Source organism: Halosolutus amylolyticus, assembly GCF_023566055.1.
Taxonomy (GTDB): Archaea; Halobacteriota; Halobacteria; order Halobacteriales; family Natrialbaceae; genus Halosolutus; species Halosolutus amylolyticus.
Genome location: NZ_JALIQP010000008.1, coordinates 146,318 through 166,065 on the forward strand (window position 1 = coordinate 146,318; position 19,748 = coordinate 166,065).

Here is a 19,748-nt window from a genome sequence, read left to right on the forward strand (position 1 = left end):
CGCAATAGCAGCGGCCGAAATCGAGTCTCGTCACGTCGACCGGTACCGACTCCGCCGGAGGAAAACGAGACCGCAGTGCGGTCGCGTCGACTACGGTTCGACGACGAGTTTCCCGAACACGCTGTCTTCGATCACGGTCCGCTGTGCCTCGCCAGCCTCCGCGAGGTCGTACGTCTCCGCGACCTCGATCGAGAGCGCGCCGGTCTCCATGAGGTGTGCCACGCCCCGCAGCGGGACGCGGAGGTCGGGCGTGTTGAACATGCTCATGAACTGGTAGGAGACGTCCTTCGATCGGGCCGCACCGTCGTTCGTGAACCCCGGATCCGGCGAGTTCTCGCCGATACCGACGACCCGGGCACCGGTCGCGGCCACGTCGGCGTCGAACTGGAGGTAGTCGTCGAGTCGGTGGTCGAGGACAACGTCGACGCCGCCGTCGGAGGCCTCGAGGACCGCATCGGCGAGGTCGTCCCGATCGTAGTCGAGCACGGTGGCCGCGCCGTACTCCTCGAGGGCATCGTGGTAGTCGGGCGAGGCGGTGGTAAGGACCCGCGCGCTCACCGCGGCCCCGATCTGGACGGCGGCGTGGCCCACGCCACCGGACCCGCCGTGGACCAGGCAGTACTCGGCCGGGTCGAGGTTCGCGTGATCGATCAGCGCCCGCCAGGCGGTGACGGCGACGACGCCGGCCGCCCCCGCTTCCGTCACGTCGACGCCGTCGGGGAGGTGGACGACGCGATCGGTCGGGACGGTCGCGTACTCGGCGTAGCTTCCCTGGAGGGAGCCGTTGCCGATCCCGGTCCCGAAGACGCGATCGCCCGCGGAGAACGCCTCGACGTCGTCGCCGACATCGGCGACGGTCCCCGCGAAGTCGACGCCGGGGGAGAACGGAACGGCGACGGGTTCGTACGATCCGTCCCGGAAGTAGGTGTCGACGGGGTTGACCCCCGCGGCACCGACCTCGACGAGGAGTTCGTCCGCGCCGGGGTCGGGTCGATCGACGTCGTCTACCTGCAATACGTCCGGGCCGCCGTGCTCGTGAAGGCGTACGGCTTGCATGTCGTGTGGGCTCACGCTCCGAACCGTCATAAGAATGCAGATCGCTGGCGACGGACGGACTGCGGACGGTCACGACGGGACGCGATCGGACCGGCCGCTACTCCACTGTCGCCACGGAACGATTTAACTGGTCGGCGCTGGACCCACTGCTATGGATATTCATCACACCGCGATCGAGGTCTCCGATCTCGACGCGACGAGGGCGTTCTACGAGGACGGCATCGGCCTCGAGTACAGTTACGACTTCCACGTCGACGGAACCCACAACTACTACGTGACCGGCGCGGACCTCGACACCGAGATCCAGTTCGTCCACGACCCGGACGACGACGCGCCGATCGACGCCGCGGGAATCGTCCACCTCGCGATCCTCGTCGACGACGCGGACGAGACCTTCGATCGGGTGGTCGACCGAACCGACTGCCCGATCGTGCGGGAACCGACGACGATCGAGGCGGCGAACGCCCGGGCCGCGTTCGTCGAGGATCCGGACGGGTACGAGGTCGAACTCTTCTCGCGTCTCGAGTGAGGGCGGGGGACGGAAAGCCGCTGTGGCTGGTCATCGCCCACGGCCTTGTTGAAACCCTCAATCGAGGATATGTTTTAGGAGTCGTGCTGAATACACAGCGCATGTGGTACAGGCTGAGAACTGATCTGGGAAGGGAAGTGATTGGTGAGTACAGAGAGTTCACGTAGCATATTAAGGGATCGATGGTTTACTGCCAGTCCGTATTTTTCACATATCAGAATAGTATGTTATATTACCGTCACTAGTTTATATACGAGTTTGGCCTTCGATAGTGTGAGTCGGTCGCGGCAGGTCCGCCGCGCACGGCGCAAGAGAGACAACTGGACATGAGCAACCAAGACCAACCCCCCAAGACCGAAACCGAATCCGAACCCACGCGGGCGACGCGCCGAACCGTCCTCCGTGGAGCAGGTGTCGCCGGACTCCTCACCATGGGCGTCGGTACGGCCAGCGCTCAACAATACTCGACTGAACAGACACAAACACAGGCCACTAAAAAACCACCACATACGAGGAAAACTCCAAAGGGTATTGAGAAAGCAAAATCGAAAGTCCCATCATTTGTGAAAGACAAACTCGACATTAAATTCCCCGGTACTGGCGGCGGTGGTGGCGATAACGGGGACGGAATCAGCGGCTAAGTAGCTGAGCGGGCGACGTCGGTTTCATTCCGGTTTCGGCGTATCCACAGCAATGCAGCGATATGTTCGCCTCTGCATCCCTCGGTTGGTACTATTCTAAACGAGTGAAATAAACGACTCCCGCTGTGCTGCATCCATCCTCTGTATTCAGCACGACGGTTCTATCAATTGTCAAGAATTTCAACAGAGCCTCGCCCACAGGTTCTTGAGGAAACTCCTCCTGCAGCCGGTATGCAGTATCTCGTCGGCACCGAGTCGGTCCACACGACGGCAGCGATCTGTGACTACCTCGACGATCGAGCGACGGTCGACGACGAGGTCACGGTCGTCTCCGTCGCCCCGTCCGAGTCGCCCGCCGCGCAACGGGACAGTCGGGAGGCCCTGAACGTCGCCCCCGTCAGGCTGGCGGCGATCGGATCGGTCGAGACCGAACTCCGCGAGGGCGAACCGGCCGCGGAACTGCTCGCGGCCGCCGGCGAGATCGGCGCGGACGAGATCGTGATCGGGGCGCACGGCGGCACTCCGGGGGCGACAGTGGACGTCGGATCGACGGCGGAGGAGGTCCTCGCGAACGCGGCACGGCCCGTCGTGGTCGTCCCGATCCCCGACCTGTAGCGGCGGATAGCGGGTGCCGATCGCGATTCAGCAAGTCGTTCTCGAGGGTCGGCGGATAGATTTATGACCGCCGAGCGAACAGGCGTGGGAAATGGTTTCGCCGCACGAGAGCTGGGAGGACGTCGAGGAGGGGTATCGGACGGAACGCGTCGGCGTGTTCGTCGAGCCGAGATCGATCGGGGGCGGCGACGGACCGACGCGATCGAAGATAGAACCCGTGGAATCGGCCGCGATCGTCTACGCCGTGACGATGTGCCGGCCGCTGGGAAGCGCCCTCGAATCGGAAACCACGCTGGTCTCGTTCGACGACGGCAGGACAGCCTGGGAGTACGCGAACCTCGTCACGCACTTCGTCGCGGAATCCGCCGACGCGAACTTCGCGGAGTCACAGCTCCGGGGCCGCGTCGGACCGCCGGCCGATCGGTGGGAGCCGGACGAGCTAGTCTCCGACCGCGGCGCATTTGCCGTGTTGCGCGAACAGGTCGGCCACCACGTGGACAAGATCGAGCACCTCGTGAACGGGACGCCGGCGCTGGTGGAGTGAGCGGGGCGATCGGCCGACGTGCACTCGAACGGATCCTGTGCCCCCGAGTCAATCGTCGCTCGGCGTCGTCTCCGGCCGGTAGCCGCGGCTGATGACCTTCCAGCGCCCGGTCGCGAACCGGTAGTAGTTGATCACCGCTGGCGTCGCGGTTTCCGCGACGAACGCGAGGTAGAGCCCCGCAATCCCGAACGCCGGGATCGAGATACCGGGAACCGCCACGCCGAGGAGCGGGATCGTCCCCGGCGAGGGGATCGAGAGGCCGACGGCGCCGAGATACGCGATCGGGATCGCGAGCCCGAACATCCCGAGTAACTGGCCGTAGAACGGCCACCGCGTATCGCCGCTGGCCTTGAGCGCACCCGCGGCACCGGTGTAAACCCCCTGCAGGACCACCGCCACGCAGGCCGCGTGGACGAGCGAGACCGCGGTCGGGACCGACAGTTCGGCCGGGTCGTTCGTGAACGCGAGGACGATCGGTTCGGCGAAGACGGCGACGATCGCGGCCGAGACGAGGTAGACGGCGACCGAGAACCGGACGATTTCGCGCCCGTACTGCTCGGCACCGCGCTCGTCGCCGGTCCCAAGTTCCTGCCCGACGAGGCTCGAGGCCGCGAGGCCGAACCCCCAGCCGGGCGTGTTCATCAGCCCCCAGATGCGCCGGGCGATGACGTAGGCCGCGACGGTGTCCGACCCGAAGACGTCGACGATCGCGAGCATCGGGAACTCCGCGACGGTCCAGACCAATTTCGTCCCCATGACGGGGAGGCCGATCGTCGTCAGGTCCCGGACCGTTCCGGCGTGGACGTAGCTCCCCAGCGGATCGACGCTGACGGGGAACGGACCCATTCCCGGGAGCCGGCCCGCGGCGAGCCCGGTCGCGAACGTCGCGGTGACGACGACGTTCGAGAGGACCGTCCCCATCGCCGCCCCGGCGACACCCATGTCGAAGCCGAAGATGAGCACCGCGTTGAGGACGATGTTGGCGATCGCGCCGCCCGCGCGGACGACCATCGGCGTCCACGCGTCGTCCATCCCGACGAAGGTGCGGCTCCCGATCAGGTTGAGCCCCGCGAAGGGAATCCCGAAGCCGACGATCCGCAGGTACGTCGCGCCGAGGTCGATCGCCTCGGGATCGGAACTGAGAAGCGAGATCAGTTCGGTCGGGTACGCCCAGAAGACCGCGGTGATCGGCACCGACAGGAGGACGACGAGCAACGCGCTCGATCGAATCGCCTGGCCGAGCTGGTCGAACGCCTCCGCGCCGTAACGCTGGGAGACGAGCGCGATCGTCCCGCCGGCGACGCCGCCGCCGATGGTGAACGCGAGGCCCCAGAACGGGGAGGCGAAGCCGACGCCCGCGATCGCGGCCGGGCCGACGGCGATCCCGACCATCGCGACGTCGACCGCGTTCTTCGACATCCGCGCGAGCCCGGTGACGATGCGCGGCCACGCGAGATCGGCGGTGCGGCGCGCTCGCTCGGCCTCGATGAGGCCGACGCTGGCGAGCGCGAGCCCGATCCAGAGGATGCACAGCCGGATCGGGTTCGGCGGGCGAGAGACCACGAGAATCGGCTTGAGCTATCCAACTGCGACAAAAAGACCTTCCCGACGCGGCAGAGGCCACCGGTTTCGAAACGAAACAGCTGGTTCGATCTGCCGGACCGCAGAGCGAACGCAGCGCGGACCCCGGTCGTCACTCGACGACGAGGACCGGGATCGACGACTCGGTCGCGACCTGCTCCGAGACGCTCTTTCGCAGGAATCGTTCGAGTCCCCGGTTCCGACCCATGACGATCAGGTCCGCCCCCGCCTCGTCCGCGTAGTCGAGGATCGCCCTGTGTCGCAGCCCGTGCGTGACGGTCGTTCGGACGTCGTCGACGCCCGCCTCCCGCGCCCGGTTCGCGACGAACGTAACGGCCTCCTCGCCGATGGGTTCGAGGTCCTCGAAGTCGATCCCGGGCGCGATTTCCGCGGAGTTGATGACGTAGAGCGCGTGCAGCGTCGCCCCGTGGACGGACGCAAGTTCGACTGCCTCGTCGATCGCCCGCTCCGTGTTGTCCCGTCCGTCGGTCGGGATCAGGATGTCGTCGTACATGGGGGTACCGTTCGACCACGCGCGTAAAAAGTGCTGAGATGAGCGAGAGAGGCCTCCCGACGCGATCCGCCCCGGCGATCCGTCCGGGGATCGAATCCCCCGACGCCGGTTACAGCCGTTCGACGATCGTCGCCACGGCCTGTCCGAACCCGATACACATCGTACAGAGCCCGTACCGATCGCCGCGACGATCGAGTTCGTGGACCAGTTTCGTCAGCAGCGCCGACCCGGTCGCGCCCAGCGGGTGGCCGTGGGCGATCGCGCCGCCGTTGACGTTCGTCCGGTTCCAGGGCGCACCGGTCTCCGCGAGCCACGCGAGCACGACCGAGGCGAACGCCTCGTTGATCTCGAACAGGTCGACGTCGTCGATCGTCATGTCGGCCTTCTCGAGGACGTTCTCCGTCGCCGGGATGGGTCCCGTGAGCATCGTGATCGGGTCGACGCCGACGACCTCGGTCTGGACGATGCGCGCCATCGGCTCCCAGCCGCGTTCTTCCGCCGCGTCCGCGCTCGCGACGAGCACCGCGCTCGATCCGTCGACGATTCCCGAGGAGTTGCCCGCGTGGTGGACCCCCTCGCCCTCGGGTCGGAACGCGAGGGGTAACTCGGAGAGCGTCTCCGCCGACGTGTCGGGCTTCGGGTGACCGTCCTGCTCGACCGTGATCGACTCGCCGTCGAGGGTCGTCTCGACGGGGACGATCTGGGAGTCGTACCGACCCGCCTCCCAGGCCTCGGCCCAGCGTTGCTGAGAGTCGACCGCGACGCCGTCCACGTCGTCCCGCGTCAGGTCCCACGCCTCGGCGATCCGTTCGGCCGACTCGCCCTGGCCGATCGCCTCGTCGTAGTGATCGAAGTAGGTGTCGGTGAGCGCTCTCCGATCGATCACGCCGGTCTCGGCCTCGCCGTCCGAGCCCATCGGGACGCGGGTCATGTGCTCGACGCCGCCGGCGACGATCACGTTCTGGAAGCCCGCCCGAATCTCGCTGGCCGCCCAGTTGACCGCCTGCTGGCCGGAGCCGCACATCCGGTTGAGCTGGACCCCCGGCACCTCGTCGCCCCAGCCGGCCACGAGCGGCGCGAGCCGACCCACGTTCAGCCCCTGCTCGCCGACCGGCGTCACGCAGCCGTAGACGACGTCGTCGACGATCGCCGGATCGAACTCGGTGCGCTCCTCGAGCGCCCGGAGCGGTTCGGCGGCGAGATCCTGCGGGTGCGTGTCCCGGAACGCGCCGCCGCGGTCGCCAAACGGTGTCCGCACTGCGTCGACGATCACTGCGTCATCCATACCCGAAGGAGGTCCGTCTCACGATATCAAAGTACGGGATCGGGCCGTTCGCGACGTCTATTCGTCGGAGCCGATCGTGGGGCGCGATCGTCGCCGCTCAGACCCGATCGAGGGCCGCGAGCCACTCGAACAGTCGATCGAGGACGCGCTCGTCGGCGTCGTCGGTGAAAACGTGGCCCTCTCCCACGAACGCCTCGAGCACCACGTCGATCTCGAGTGCGCTCGCGGCGTCGAAACTGTGTTCGATCGGGACCGACTCGTCCGCGCGCCCGTGGAAGATCGCGATCGGGACGTCCTCGATCGCGTCGACGACCTCGTCGAACGGGAACGACGCCAGGTCGTCGAAAAACCGTCGATCGATCCACCTGTCGTCGTCGAACCGACAGGCACCTTCCTCACGGACCACCGCCTCGTACTCGGCGAACGCGTCGTTTCGCGTGACCGGCGCGCGGGTCGCGATCGCCGCCGGGGCGACCCGATCGCGGGCCGTCGCGTGGAACGCGACCTTGCCGCCGAAACTCGACCCGAAGAGGACGAGCGAGTCAGGATCGAAATAGTCGGCGACCGCGGAGAGATCGGCGATTTTAGCGCCGAGCGGCTGGTCGGCGAAGACGCCGTCCGACTCGCCACAGCCCCGGAAGTCGAACCGGACGGCGTTGAAGCCCTGATCGACCGCCCGCAGGGCGCGTCGTTCGTAGCTCCCGGACTTGTCGCTCAGGAAGCCGTGACAGAACACGAGCCAGCGGTTCGAGGGGGCGGCGTGGTGGACGGCAGCGACCGATTCGTCGTCGGTAACCGCGATACGGTGTCGCTCGGCCATACCGCAGGCTAGCCCGGCGGAGCAGTATAGTCGTACGGACCGGAGAACGATGGCTCACGGTCGCGATCGAAGCGAGTGAGAAGAGGGCGGTGAGAGCACCCTGTCGGACGCGTCGATCGCGCCCGCGAAGACGTGCGTTCGACGATAGCCGGTGTGGGGGTGTTCGACACCGGGGCCCGGTCGAACGACTCGTCCGCGTCAGTCTTCGACGTAGATTTCGGGGTCGACGACGGAGTCAGTCGAGAGACCGCCGTGGTTGACGATCGTCACGTCGGCCACGTCGCCGGAGAACCGGAAGCGCTGCGTATCGGCTTCGACGGCCCCTTCGGCGGTCGTGCCGGAGACGATCGTCGCTTCCTCGGACGCGACGGCGTCGATCATCTCGATTTCGCCGTCGACGGTGATTTCGAAGCTGGCTGGCGTTCCCTGACCGTCGACCGTGATGACGTTCGGGAGGGCTGTTTCGTCGTCCGTGCGCTGGTCCGTGTCGAGACCTTCCATACCGGGCAACTCCGGCAGTTGGGCATAAGCTTTACCCTCTCATTATCACTAGTAATTGGCGAATGTGTCCCTCGGCAAAACGAATCGACCGGGACCGGCGACGTGGGCGACGCAGGCAGGTATCCACGCTTATTGCGCTGGGGGGCGAACCCCCGGCGCGTGAACGCCGATCACCGGGGTGAGGATCGCTGCTCGCTGTGTGGGACACCGATCGGTCCGACGACCGGGGACGGACCGACCGCGTTCTGTTCGTCCGGCTGCCGAGAGGTTCACCGGGCGCTCGGGGAGGCCGAACAGGATGCTGACGACGGCGGTCGGACGGCAGAGACGGCCACGCAAGCGTCGAAGGCGCCCGATCGAGTAGCTGAGGCGGCCGATCGATCCGGTCCTGCTGACCCAACCGGGACAGCGGCTGATGACGGGGACAGCGACGACGACCGCGACGAGACCGGGGCGGCGACCGAACGGGCGTACTTCCGGATCGACGGGATGCACACCGCCTCCTGCGAGGCGTTCCTGGAATCGATCGCCGAGGCCCAGGACGGCGTCACCAGCGCCGCGGCGAGTTACGTGACGGAGTCGATCCGGGTCGACCACGACCCCGATCGCGTCTCGAAGACCGCCCTCCGCGACGCGCTGAGTACGATCGGCTACACCGCCTACCCCCGGGACGAGGCGACGAACGAGACCGAGGGCGACGGCGGATCGACCCGGCGCGATCGCGAGATGACAGGGATGCGGAAACGGCGCAGCGAAGACATGCTCGAACTCCGCTACGTCGTCGGCATCGTCTTCGGGTCGTTCCTGCTGGTGCCGTACGTCACGATCTTCTACCCCGTCTACCTCTCCGCGTTCACCGACTGGTGGATGCTCTCCCTCTACGAGGACGCCTTCGGAAGTCTCGAGGGGCCCCGCCTGTTGCCGCTGTTCGCCGGACTGACGGCCGCGATCCTCTACCTGACCGGGCGGCCGCTGTTGCGCGGGGCGTACGTGAGCCTGACGCTCCGCCGGCCGGACACCCGATTGCTCGCCGCGCTCACCATCGTCAGCGCGTTCCTGTACGGGACGGTGGCGTTACTGCTCGGACGGAACGACGTCTACTTCGACCTCACCATCCTCGTCGCCGTGCTGGTGATGGGCGCGACGTTCTACGAGACGATGGTCAAGCGGCGCGCGATGAACCGGCTCACGGACCTCACGGTGTCCCAGGTGGACGACGCCCGACGGCTCGAGGGCGACGGCACGACGACCGTTCCCGTCGGCGACCTCGACTCGGGCGATCGCGTGCTCGTCCGCGAAGGCGAGCGCATCCCGGTCGACGGCGTCCTCGCCGAGGGGCCGTGTACGGTCGACGAGGCGATCGTCACCGGCGACTCGCTGCCCGTGACCAAACGGGCCGGCGACGAGGTCGTCGGCGGATCGATCGTTCGGGGAGACGCCGCCGTCGTCGCGGTCGGCGATCGGACGACGAGCAGCATCGATCGCCTCACCGAAACCGTCTGGGACGTCCAGAGCGCGGATCACGGCGGGCAACGCGTCGGCGATCGGCTCGCCACCGTCGCGCTCCCGATCGTACTCGCCGTAGCCGCAATCGTCGGACTCTACGGCCTCACGCGCGGCGCGACCGCGACGACGACGGTGCTTCCCGCGTTGCTCGCCGTGATCGTCGTGAGTCCGTGGGCGCTCGATCTCGCGACGCGGATTTCCGTCGGCCAGCACCTCCAGGCCGCGCTCGATCACGGCATCGTCGTCTTCGACGAGAGCATCTTCGAGCGGATCCGGGGCGTCGACACGGTCGTCTTCGACAAGACCGGGACCCTGACGACGGGCGAAATGACGGTACTCGAGAGCCACGGTCCGGCCGACCTGATGCGCACGGCCGGCCGCCTGGAACGGCGGAGTACCCACCCGATCGCGGCGGCGATCGAGTCGGCGTTCCTCGACGACGCGGGTGACGGGAGCGAGAGTGGTGGCGAGGGAAGCGGTCGATCGGATCGCCACCTGGCCGATGGAGGACAGGCCGATTGCGGTCGGACGGAGGGCGGGCAGGCCGATCACGAACGCGGTCACGAGATCGACGAGTTCCGGAGCCACGAGACCGGCGTGGAGGGCGTCGTCGACGGCGATCGGGTCCTCGTCGGCCACCCGGACCTGCTGACGGATCGAGGGTGGACCATCGAGCCGTCGATCGCCGATCGGGTCGAAAGCGCCCGCGAATCGGGCCAGATACCCGTCGTCGTGGGACGCGACGGGACCGCCGAAGGCGTGATCGTCGTCGGCGACGAACCCCGGGCCGACTGGGCGGAGACGGTGACGACGCTCCACGACCGCGGCGTCGAAATCGTCGTGCTCACCGGCGACGATCGGGCGGCCACCGACGTCTTCCGGGACCATCCCCACGTCGACCGGGTCTTCGCGGGCGTCCCGCCGAACGGCAAGACGGCCGCGATCCGCCGGCTGCGCGCCGAGGGCCGCGTGGCGATGATCGGCGACGGGACGAACGACGCGCCCGCACTCGCCGCGGCCGACCTCGGACTCAGCCTCGGCAGCGGCACCGCGCTCGCCGCCGACGCGGCCGACGTCGCGATCGTCGACGACGACCTCTCGGCCGTCGATCGCGCGTTCAGGCTGGCAGCGGCCGCGCGCACGCGACTCAAACAGAACCTCGGGCTGGCGCTCGTCTACAACGCCATCGCGATCCCGATCGCGCTCGCCGGCGTCCTGAACCCGCTGGTCACGACCGGTGCACTCCTCGTCTGTACGGGACTCGTCGTGGCGAACGGGTGGCGGCCGTTGCTCCGGACGTAGTCCGGCCGATCGTGGCACGTGAGCGCGACGCCGTGATCGAGCGAAAACCGGTGGAACCGATCGGGAGCAACCGATGGAATCGTACGGACTACTGGAAGTCAGTTCCGGCGCAACCGCCGCCCGGATCGCGGTTCCACCGATACCTCGGTACAGCAATCCGTATCAGTCGCCGTCAGCGAGCGAACGCGATACGAACGCCGCGTTGTGTTCGTCGACGAGGTTCTGGAGGCGGGTCGTCTGTTCGGCGGCGAACGTCACGGGTGCCTCGTCCGTGATCGATCGCGTCGTCCCGCCGATCGGCTCCGACTGCGGTGGGGGCGCAGTCGCGGTGGATCGCGGCTTCGTGTGTCGGATGCTCATTGCTGGATCGGTCGCTACTTTCCCTTTCCCACCAAAACATAATAAACGTTCATTAAGGTATGTGAGCGCGGCCCACGATCTTCGTCGGTGGCCCGCCGAGCGGACCGACCGCCGAGCAGGACACAATCGCGGACGGTCACCAACTGGCGACTGTCACGACGTATGCGAAAGAAATAGGACCACCACTCGTCTGGGTCCGGCGTATGGACGACTACTTCGATCGGAAACTCATCTCGATCCACGACGACGAGGATCTCACCGAAGCCGAACTCATTCTCAAGGGGACTCTCCACACGACCGTCCGGAAACTCCCGCTCGCGACGTTCCGACAGCACGAGAAACAGGGCGGCGAGGACGACGATGCCGACGCGACCGACCAGCTAACGAACCAGAGCGTCGGTGGCGTCCAGCGAGCACGGCAACTGGCCGAGACGAACAGCGACGATACGCTCCCCGCAGTGTACGGCGGGCTGTTCACTGTCGCAGAGTACTTCACCCGGTCGTTCGACGCCATCAAGGGCAAGTTTTTCGAGAAAGTCATCGCGGCGGAAGATCCCGCCCGGCGCCTCGACGTGGACCGAAATCTCGGAAAGCTCCCGCAGTACCTTCTGGAGCCGGACCTCTGCTGGAAGGATCTCAGTTACACACGCGAGTCGTTGGCCGAGGACGAACGGGACCGTCTCGATGCGCTCTCCTCCCTGACCCTCGATCTCGCGCAGAACAACCAGCAAGCGAACGCCGACGCGACCCTGTTCACGGGGAATACGCTCGTCTTCGGGGAACACCGAACGAGCGTCGTCTCCGGCGGGACGACCGCGCGCCCGTCCCTGATGCGAAAGCCCCGCGCTCTGGTCAAGGAACTGGCGAAATCGGAGACGGTGGTTTCGATCGATCGCGACGTCGCGGACGAGTACGGGATCGACGCGGGATCGTACAGCCTCTCCGCGCTCCTGAAAGCCGTCGGCGTCGACAACATCCACGTCCACATCGGGATTCTGTTCGACGAAGATCGCCGCCCCGCGACGTGGGAGAACGACCCGCAACAGAGCACCAGCCACCGGCTCATCGAGGAGTTCGAGGACGATTTCCTCGGGCAGGAAACCGGCCACGTCCGGAACGTCTCGCTCGACTCGGAGAACCTTCGCCTCGAGTTCGACGTGCCGGTCGAATCCGGGAGCGAGGAGGAGATCCACATTCACCTCTCGTTCCTGTACGGCGACAACTATCTCAACACGCTCTACACGGGGTCGCTCGACGCCGTCGGAAAGAACGGCTCTCACGACGCGTTCGAGGACGCCACCGGACTCAGGGAGATCATCAGCGACAACGAGGCCGACGACCTCTGGCTCGGGTTCAGCGTCGCCGAGCGCGAGAACAAGGTGTTCGAGATGAGCGCCGAGGGGAGCAACAACGCGATGGAGATCGCGGACATGATACTGGCCGACGAGGACCTCTCCCAGCGGCTCGTTCGATTCCGCGAACTGTGCCGCACCGGGGAGCGATCGGAGATCGACGACGAACTGCTCTCGTTCGCGACAGCCCTCGCCGAGCGCTACGACGAGGAACGAGACAACGAGTGGGCCGAGTGGGTGTACGGTTCCGACGCCGTGCAGTACCTCCGGGACGTCGCCCTGGAGGTGCTCGTGTACGACAGCATCTCGCGACCCATCTTCCTCCGGCGGTTCCCGGACGCGACCGCCCCCGAACCGATCGAGGACGGAGAAGACCAACCCGAGCCGACGCTTTCGGACGCGCGCTACACCTTCGAACAGTACCTGTTCGACATCGACGGCGACACCACGAAAAAGCAAACCATCTACCGCGTCGTTCGGGACGGGACGACGTACCGGCAGAGCGGGACCAACATCCCCGCCGGTCCCGACGACGAAATCGACTGGGCGCGTGCCCCCTCGAAGTCCGAAATCGGCGATCGGCTCGATATTCGCACGCCGACGCGGACGCTGAAGTCGATGACCGACGGCACGTCGAATACGAACGGCGGAATCCTCGTCCAGCGGGGAGACACGTTCGCCGTCCCCGCGCCGGTCGCCCACCGGATGGGCCAGTTCATGCAGACCGTCCCCCAGCAGGCTCGATCGAAGGAGTCCGCCAAACCGAGCGCACTCGACTTCTGAGCGGGGCAGCGCGCCCAATCCCATAGTTTAAATGGGGATAGTGGCACTATCCTCGGTAGATGAGTAACGAGGACCCATCTGGGGTAGCACGGTCCCGTTATACCCAGCATGGAGACGTCGAAATGGAGCGACGAGGAGACACGGTGTTCCCCGACTTCCGGTTCGCGGACAATCCCGGCATGGACGAGGTCCCCGACGAGGAGATCGGGTACCCGCTCGGTCCCGTCCCAAAGGGCGACGGCGTCGAGTACGCGTTTCCGGGCGAACCGGAGGAGTATCCCGAGATGGATTTCCGACGGCTCGCGAACGACCTCCCCGACGGCCGCACGATTCCAAACACGACCTATCTGACCCACGCGATTCACAAGCACCCCGCGATCTTCATCCCGCACATCCCGAGTTACATCATTCGCCAGTTCACGACGCCGGAGAACGCGGACGGGGATCGGCCCCTCGTACTGGACCCGTTCTCCGGAAGCGGTACGTCGGGCCTCGAGGCCAAAGTCAACGGGCGCGACTACCTCGGCGTCGAGATCAACCCCCTGTCCCGCCTCGTGTCGGAGGTCTCGACGTCGCCCATCCCCCCGACGACGCTCGATCGCGCCGAGGACCGGTACCTCGACCTGCTCGACGAGACGGACGACAGGCGCTACGAGGAGTACGACGCGGAGTTCCTCGATCGGACGGGCAAGGACCACTGGTTCGAACCGGCCGCCATCCGCGGCCTCACTCGCGTCCGCAAGGCGCTCGCAGCGTTCAAGGGGAGTGACTTCGATCCGTTCGAGGGCCTTTCCGACGGCGAGCGGGCGGCGGTGGACGACCTCGATCTCGATCGCGACGAACTCCACGAGCGAGTGAACCGCTGGCTCACGCTCCTCATCGCGAATACCGTGTTCGAGGTCTCGAACGCGGACCCCGGCGTCTCGAAAGCCTACAAGTCGAAGAAGATGCGGCGGAAGATCGACGCCGGCGAACACCCGCCGGACGTACTGGAGACTCACCGGGAACAGATCGCGGAGACGAAAGGCAATCTCGTCGCGCTCTGGAACGACGTCTACGGGACGAACTACAGCGGCGGGACCGTCCAGCGCACGCTGGGTGGCTACGCCGAGGACGGCCAGTCGCGCGGGGAGCGGATCGACGGCAACGACGCACACGCCGCCGAGGTGGACATCCGCCTCGGCGACGCCCGGACGTTCAGTTTCGAGGAGTACGACGAACAGGTCGACCTCGCCGTCACGTCCCCGCCGTACATCAACGCGATGAACTACTACCGCGGGTCGAAGCTTCGCCTGTTCTGGCTGTACGACTTCCTCGAGGAGGACGAGAAGTTCGACGCGACGGAACTCCGGAAATCGATCGTCGGCACGAACTCCGTCTCGATGAGCACGGTCGACCGCGACCTGCCGGCGACGCTCCGGAGTATCTGGACGGGAACCGACGCGGAGTTCGAGGCGACACGCCTGCCCCACCTCGACGAGGACATCGAAGCGATTCACGCACTCGACCACAACGAGGCCGAGCGGAAGGCCTACGTGACGTGGTCGTTCTTCGGGGTCGACATGCTCCAGAACCTCGCACGAGTCTACGAGCACCTGAAGCCGGGCGGCTACTACTTCTTCGTCATCGGCGAGAACACGATCGGGGAACGGCTCATTCACTCCCACAAGTACGTGGCCGACATCGCCCAGCACCTCGGGAAGTTCGAGGGAACCGGCGGGGACTTCGACGCGGACGAGGGATTCAGGCTGGTCGGGTCCGCGTGGGACGAGATTACCAATCGCGACCTGTTCAAGGGCCGCAAGCACGAAGGCGGCGTCATCGAGTGCGAGTGGGTGACGATTTTGCAGAAACCGCCACGCGAATCCGAGTGAGCCGCTGTCAGCGCTCCGCCGATCGAATAGGGCCCCCTCGTCGATCCCGGGGAAATCGTTCGGATCACGACACCGTCACGGGCGGCCGTGATACACTTCTTTACCCCTGGTTCGTGAGAGACGCGTCTGTATTATGGGAACCGTAGACGTTGCGATCGGCGTCGACGCGGACTGTGTCGCCGGCTGGCTCGGCTCCTACGGCGGAGCGGACTCCCCCGCGGACCTCTCCCGGGGACTGGCCGCCGGGAACGAGGGGATCCCGCGGATGCTCGCCCTCTTCGACGACCAGGACGTCGAGACGTCGTGGTACGTCCCCGGCCATACGATCGAGACCTTCCGCGACGAGATCGAGGCGGTCGCGGCCGACGGCCACGAACTCGGGGTCCACGGCTACTCCCACGAGAACCCGACCGACCTCTCGCGGGAGCAGGAAGACGAGATCCTCGAAGTGTCGATCGATCTCATCGAGGACGTCACCGGGTCGGAGCCCGTCGGCCACCGGGCGAGCTGGTGGGAGTTCAGCGAGAACACGCCGGACCTGGTCGAGAAGCACGGCTTCCTGTACGACAGCAGCCTCATGGAGCGGATGTTCGAACCGGGCTGGATGCGCAAGGGCGATAGCTGGGAGAAGATCGACTACGACAAGAGTCCCGAGACGTGGATGGAGCCCTACCAGTACGGCGAGGAGACCGACGTCGTCGAAATCCCGATCAGCTGGTACCGGGACGACATCCCCCCGATGCTGTTCATCAAGCAGCCGATCTACCACGCGGGGTACAAGGACCCGGAGATGATGTACGAACAGTACTACAAGCGGCAGTTCGACTACCTGTACAATCGCCGCGGCGCGGGGGTCTACACCTTCACGATCCACCCCGACATCCACGGCCTGCCGCACATGATCCCCCTGTTCGAGGAGTTCATCCAGTACGTCAAGGGCCACGAGAACGCCCAGTTCGTCACCCTCGAGACGATCGCCGAGAAGTACAAAGACGATCCGTCGGTGTACGAGAGCGAGAGCGACTACGTGTAATCGTCAGGGAACGACGAGCGGTCGGGAGCGGCGAACGACTCCCGGATCGCCGCCGCGTCGTCGAACGCCGCGAGCGCGAGTGCGAGTCGAAGCCTGGCCTGCTGGGCGGACAGATCGCCGGCGAAGATCGCGCCGTATTCGCGCAGGCGTTCGCCACCCCCGTCGCCGCCGTAGACCGGGGTGACGCGGCCCTCGAGACAGCGGGACGTGACGACGACGGGGACGCCCGAATCGATCGCCTCACGAACGGCGTCGGCGAGTCCCGCCGTCGCGTTTCCCAGCCCCGTGCCTTCGACGACGAGGCCGTCCGCGTCGCGATCGAGCGCGGCCCCGACCAGATCGCCGGTGACGGCGCTCCCGCTCGTGATCGTGAAGACGGTCGCCGCGAGCGACGTCGCGTCGATCGATCGCGTCTCGCTCCGCGGCGGGCGGTGAACCGCGACGCCGGCCCGATCGACGGTCGCGACCGGGCCCGCGGTTCGCGATCGAAACGCGTCGAGCGCGGACGTGTGGGTCTTCGTCACCGCCCGCGCGCCGTGGATCGTCCCGTCGAACGCGACGAACGTCCCGCCGGCGTCGCGCTCGGCGAACGCCCGTCCGGCCCGAACCGCCGTCAGGAGATTGGCCGGCCCGTCGGGGCTCACCTCGTCCGGACGGCGCTGGGCACCCGTCAGCACCACCGGCGTCGCCGGGTGTGCGGTGACGTCGAGGTAGTAGGCCGTCTCCTCCATCGTGTCCGTTCCGTGGGTCACGACGACGGCGTCGACCGCCGGCTCCGCATCGAGTTCGGTCACCCGTTCGCCGATCGATTCAAGCGTCTCGCCGTCCATCTCGTAACTGGGGACTCGCGCGACGTCCTCGACCGAGAGCGTGGCGATCGACTCGAGTTCAGGGATCGACTCGAGGAGTTGCGCCCCCGTTCTGGTCGGCTTTGCGCCGGTCTCCGCTTCTGTACTCGCGATCGTTCCGCCGGTGCTGAGAAGGGTGACGTTCATAGGGGCCGCTTTCACGCACGCGACCGAAAAGCCAGGTGGGTATCCCGACTGCGACGATCGGGGATCGTGGTGTGATCGATCGGGTGGTTCAGGTTACGGAACCGACTCACCAGTTCGCATGTCGGGAGGCCGATCGTGGGGCGAAGCGCGATCGGACGGCGGGTGTTCTCTCGCTCAGAAGTCCGTAGACGCCTTTTAAGCTCCCGCAGTACCGAGAGACGGGTACCGAGGGAAGAGGATGGACGAAGCGACGCAGGAAGAGGTCACCGAAGCAATTCGAGCGATCGAGGAGGAGGACGCGGAGTCCGACGATCTGATTATCGCAGACGGGTGACTGAGGGTTAGGTCAACGGCCCAAATCAACCGTCCCGCTTCCGCACTGTCGCCAAGGCGACAGCGCCAAAAAATTACACTGCCCCGCCTCCGTCTTCTTGCGCAGAACTCCAGTTGAAGCACACGAAACGAGGGTGCTGTTTTCACGAGGGTTTATTAGTGAAGTCGGGAGCAAACACAATGTCATGCGACACCTCAAGACGACCTACTGATTGTCTACACGCTTCTATTGCTCTATCAAGAGTTACGTAACCAAATGCATTATTAGCATCCTCACAAAACAACAATCTGATGCCAATCTGTCCAGAATGCAAACCTGGCTCAGATATAGACGAATATACTAAATCCAACGGGCCAAAAACTGGGGGGCTAAGATGGGAAACATGCAGTGAATGCGGTGAACTTTTCATCCCATAATATGGGTGGAGAAACGGACACAGATCAGGAGAACGAAGCCATCAACCCTGACGAGTTCAGTTCAGCCAATATCGGACTTGAGGAAACACGGAGGCGCTTTGATCTAGAAGAAAAAAGAAGCGATGTGATAGAAACTAAAGCAGGGACTATTTTTGCACTTAATGCTATCATAATATCTGCTATATCGTTACTTGAGGACATATATACTACATCTAAAATAATCATAGTGGTCTTGGCCATGATTTCAGCTGTTCAGGCACTTCGGGTGCTAAGAACCCACAATTATCAGAGGCCGATGCAACATTCAAGAAACATATCTCGGTACATTAGTCTATCTCAGAAAGAATTTGAAAAGAAATTCATTGAACTGTATATAGAATCTATCGAGAATAATAAGCGGATTAATAATGATAGGATTGGGAAGTACCAGTGGGCCTTGTGGCTTACCGTACTTACTATCTTAATATTTGCAATTGTGTCAATCGGATCACAAATACCTCCGTTGTCAGATGTAAGTCCCGAGTCTTTATATTCGATCTGTGACTATAACTACCCATGACAATATGTATCTCTCTCCTGTGTGAAGATCAAGAAGTTGCACTTGTTGGTGCAGATCGAATGGTGACAGATAGATCGCTACCGATTGAATTCGAATCTAGTGACCCAAAATATAGTCAATACCGTTCTGACCAGCTTGGATTAGTAGTTTCAGCAGCAGGACCTGCACTGGCACCAGCCACTATTAATCATGCTGTCGAACAATGTATTAACGAAATTGGAAACGTACGTGAAGGTGTTGAATTAGTGAAGGATGCATACATATCTATGAAGCAAAAGAAATTTGAAGAAGAGATCTTAGAGCAGCGTGGAATTGACTTTGATGAGTTCTACAGTTCTGGCATGTACAATTCTGGAAGAGGTGAACAATGGGATAAGATGTACAGTGAATTTGAGCTGGGCTTAGATGTTATGATATCTGGGTTTGACGAGAACGGGGCACACTCATACAGAGTATCTGATGGAAGTGGTTTTAATGGACTTGTAGAATCTTTTTCAAATATTGGGTTTGATGCTGTTGGTTCTGGATCAAATCTCGCTCGGGATACTCTTACTAGCCGATATTCAGGGGATCTGTCTGTGGAGGAAGGCCTATATGTATTATATGCGGCATTGAAAAATTCTTCACAGGCACCTGGTGTAGGAAACGGATTTGATTTAACGGTTATTGACGAAGGTGGGCCGCGAGAGATTACGGAGACGACTCTAACAACACTACAAACATTATTCTACGAGACTGAAGAAGCAAATGCTTACCCAGAAAGCATCAACGATGAAATAAATATTTAGGAACTGAACGGCTTTTCGTCAGAATCTGCAAGCGGATTCTCTTCTTCTACAGCAAGAGTATCCGCTTCATCATCTGCGTCTTCATGACGCAATTCCCGCAGGGACTTCCCATCAGTATGCCCCTCTGGTACCGTTCTGTTCATGACGTCTGGATACTATGAGACCAAGCTAATAAACCTTAGTACATTACGCAACTATTACTCTCACCCAATACCCGTTAGAGAGCCATTGTAGTATTTTTCGACCGGAGTATAGAACCGCTCTACTCTGAGTTAGAGCTAATGGACCACAGAGTAAATAGTGAACTCTAACGGCAAGAGTCCTAACTGAGATCATGCCACCCCAGGTCCTCGCGCGTCT

The 19,748-nt window shown here is 63.8% G+C and carries 19 protein-coding genes; 10 read left to right on the top strand and 9 right to left on the bottom strand.

Annotated features, from left to right (window positions below):
* Positions 1-90: 90 nt before the first annotated feature.
* Complete coding sequence (locus MUN73_RS22120; RefSeq protein WP_250142684.1) at positions 91-1,056, bottom strand: NADPH:quinone reductase; 966 nt, start codon at positions 1,054-1,056, stop codon at positions 91-93.
* Positions 1,057-1,207: 151 nt separating this feature from the next.
* On the opposite strand from MUN73_RS22120, the gene MUN73_RS22125 reads away from it, so the two are divergent.
* The 4 genes from MUN73_RS22125 (at position 1,208) to MUN73_RS22140 (ending at position 3,385) form a co-directional block, all read left to right on the top strand.
* Positions 1,208-1,585 (top strand): VOC family protein, encoded by a 378-nt coding sequence (locus MUN73_RS22125; protein WP_250142685.1) that lies wholly within the window; start codon positions 1,208-1,210, stop codon positions 1,583-1,585.
* A gap of 326 nt (positions 1,586-1,911) precedes the next feature.
* Positions 1,912-2,226, top strand: coding sequence for a hypothetical protein (locus MUN73_RS22130; RefSeq protein WP_250142686.1), 315 nt, complete (start codon positions 1,912-1,914; stop codon positions 2,224-2,226).
* Between the two features lie 231 nt (positions 2,227-2,457).
* Entirely contained in the window at positions 2,458-2,841 is a 384-nt protein-coding gene (locus MUN73_RS22135; RefSeq protein WP_250142687.1) for a universal stress protein, read from the top strand.
* Positions 2,842-2,932: 91 nt separating this feature from the next.
* On the top strand, positions 2,933-3,385 hold the full coding sequence (locus tag MUN73_RS22140; protein WP_250142688.1) for a hypothetical protein: 453 nt from the start codon (positions 2,933-2,935) through the stop codon (positions 3,383-3,385).
* 48 nt (positions 3,386-3,433) lie between these two features.
* On the opposite strand, the gene MUN73_RS22145 is transcribed toward MUN73_RS22140, so the two are convergent.
* From MUN73_RS22145 to MUN73_RS22165, 5 genes are all read right to left on the bottom strand, one after another.
* The gene (locus MUN73_RS22145) at positions 3,434-4,948 is read right to left on the bottom strand and encodes an MATE family efflux transporter (protein WP_250142689.1); all 1,515 of its coding nucleotides are present in this window, start codon (positions 4,946-4,948) and stop codon (positions 3,434-3,436) included.
* A 130-nt stretch (positions 4,949-5,078) separates the two neighbouring features.
* Entirely contained in the window at positions 5,079-5,480 is a 402-nt protein-coding gene (locus MUN73_RS22150) for a universal stress protein (protein ID WP_250142690.1), read from the bottom strand.
* 109 nt (positions 5,481-5,589) lie between these two features.
* Entirely contained in the window at positions 5,590-6,765 is a 1,176-nt protein-coding gene (locus MUN73_RS22155) for a thiolase family protein (RefSeq protein WP_250142691.1), read from the bottom strand.
* Positions 6,766-6,862: 97 nt separating this feature from the next.
* The gene (locus MUN73_RS22160; protein WP_250142692.1) at positions 6,863-7,585 is read right to left on the bottom strand and encodes an alpha/beta hydrolase family protein; all 723 of its coding nucleotides are present in this window, start codon (positions 7,583-7,585) and stop codon (positions 6,863-6,865) included.
* 198 nt (positions 7,586-7,783) lie between these two features.
* The gene (locus tag MUN73_RS22165) at positions 7,784-8,086 is read right to left on the bottom strand and encodes a hypothetical protein (protein ID WP_250142693.1); all 303 of its coding nucleotides are present in this window, start codon (positions 8,084-8,086) and stop codon (positions 7,784-7,786) included.
* 159 nt (positions 8,087-8,245) lie between these two features.
* On the opposite strand from MUN73_RS22165, the gene MUN73_RS22170 reads away from it, so the two are divergent.
* Complete coding sequence (locus tag MUN73_RS22170) at positions 8,246-10,894, top strand: heavy metal translocating P-type ATPase (protein ID WP_250142694.1); 2,649 nt, start codon at positions 8,246-8,248, stop codon at positions 10,892-10,894.
* A gap of 162 nt (positions 10,895-11,056) precedes the next feature.
* Here the strand turns inward: MUN73_RS22170 and MUN73_RS22175 are convergent, their stop codons facing one another.
* Positions 11,057-11,254 carry a hypothetical protein gene (locus MUN73_RS22175; RefSeq protein ID WP_250142695.1) on the bottom strand — a complete coding sequence of 66 codons (198 nt, stop codon included), beginning with the start codon at positions 11,252-11,254 and terminating at the stop codon, positions 11,057-11,059.
* A gap of 203 nt (positions 11,255-11,457) precedes the next feature.
* Here MUN73_RS22175 and MUN73_RS22180 point away from each other — a divergent pair, with 203 nt between their 5' ends.
* The 3 genes from MUN73_RS22180 to MUN73_RS22190 all read left to right on the top strand — a co-directional run bounded on the left by MUN73_RS22180 (position 11,458) and on the right by MUN73_RS22190 (position 16,296).
* Positions 11,458-13,389, top strand: a complete 1,932-nt coding sequence (locus tag MUN73_RS22180; RefSeq protein ID WP_250142696.1) for a hypothetical protein — start codon at positions 11,458-11,460, stop codon at positions 13,387-13,389.
* A 122-nt stretch (positions 13,390-13,511) separates the two neighbouring features.
* Positions 13,512-15,263, top strand: coding sequence for a DNA methyltransferase (locus tag MUN73_RS22185; protein ID WP_250142697.1), 1,752 nt, complete (start codon positions 13,512-13,514; stop codon positions 15,261-15,263).
* A gap of 133 nt (positions 15,264-15,396) precedes the next feature.
* Positions 15,397-16,296: a polysaccharide deacetylase family protein gene (locus MUN73_RS22190; protein WP_250142698.1), complete on the top strand. Its 900-nt coding sequence runs from the start codon at positions 15,397-15,399 to the stop codon at positions 16,294-16,296.
* Here MUN73_RS22190 and MUN73_RS22195 read toward each other — a convergent pair.
* Entirely contained in the window at positions 16,287-17,291 is a 1,005-nt protein-coding gene (locus MUN73_RS22195; protein ID WP_250142699.1) for an asparaginase, read from the bottom strand. The two genes, MUN73_RS22190 and MUN73_RS22195, sit on opposite strands and share 10 nt — an antisense overlap.
* A gap of 751 nt (positions 17,292-18,042) precedes the next feature.
* On the opposite strand from MUN73_RS22195, the gene MUN73_RS22200 reads away from it, so the two are divergent.
* Together MUN73_RS22200 and MUN73_RS22205 are read left to right on the top strand one after the other, a co-directional pair.
* Positions 18,043-18,600 (top strand): hypothetical protein, encoded by a 558-nt coding sequence (locus MUN73_RS22200; RefSeq protein ID WP_250142700.1) that lies wholly within the window; start codon positions 18,043-18,045, stop codon positions 18,598-18,600.
* Positions 18,597-19,388 (top strand): Ntn hydrolase family protein, encoded by a 792-nt coding sequence (locus tag MUN73_RS22205; RefSeq protein ID WP_250142701.1) that lies wholly within the window; start codon positions 18,597-18,599, stop codon positions 19,386-19,388. Before MUN73_RS22200 ends, MUN73_RS22205 begins: the two co-directional genes overlap by 4 nt.
* On the opposite strand, the gene MUN73_RS22210 is transcribed toward MUN73_RS22205, so the two are convergent.
* Positions 19,385-19,531, bottom strand: a complete 147-nt coding sequence (locus MUN73_RS22210) for a hypothetical protein (protein WP_250142702.1) — start codon at positions 19,529-19,531, stop codon at positions 19,385-19,387. The two genes, MUN73_RS22205 and MUN73_RS22210, sit on opposite strands and share 4 nt — an antisense overlap.
* Positions 19,532-19,748: the final 217 nt, after the last annotated feature.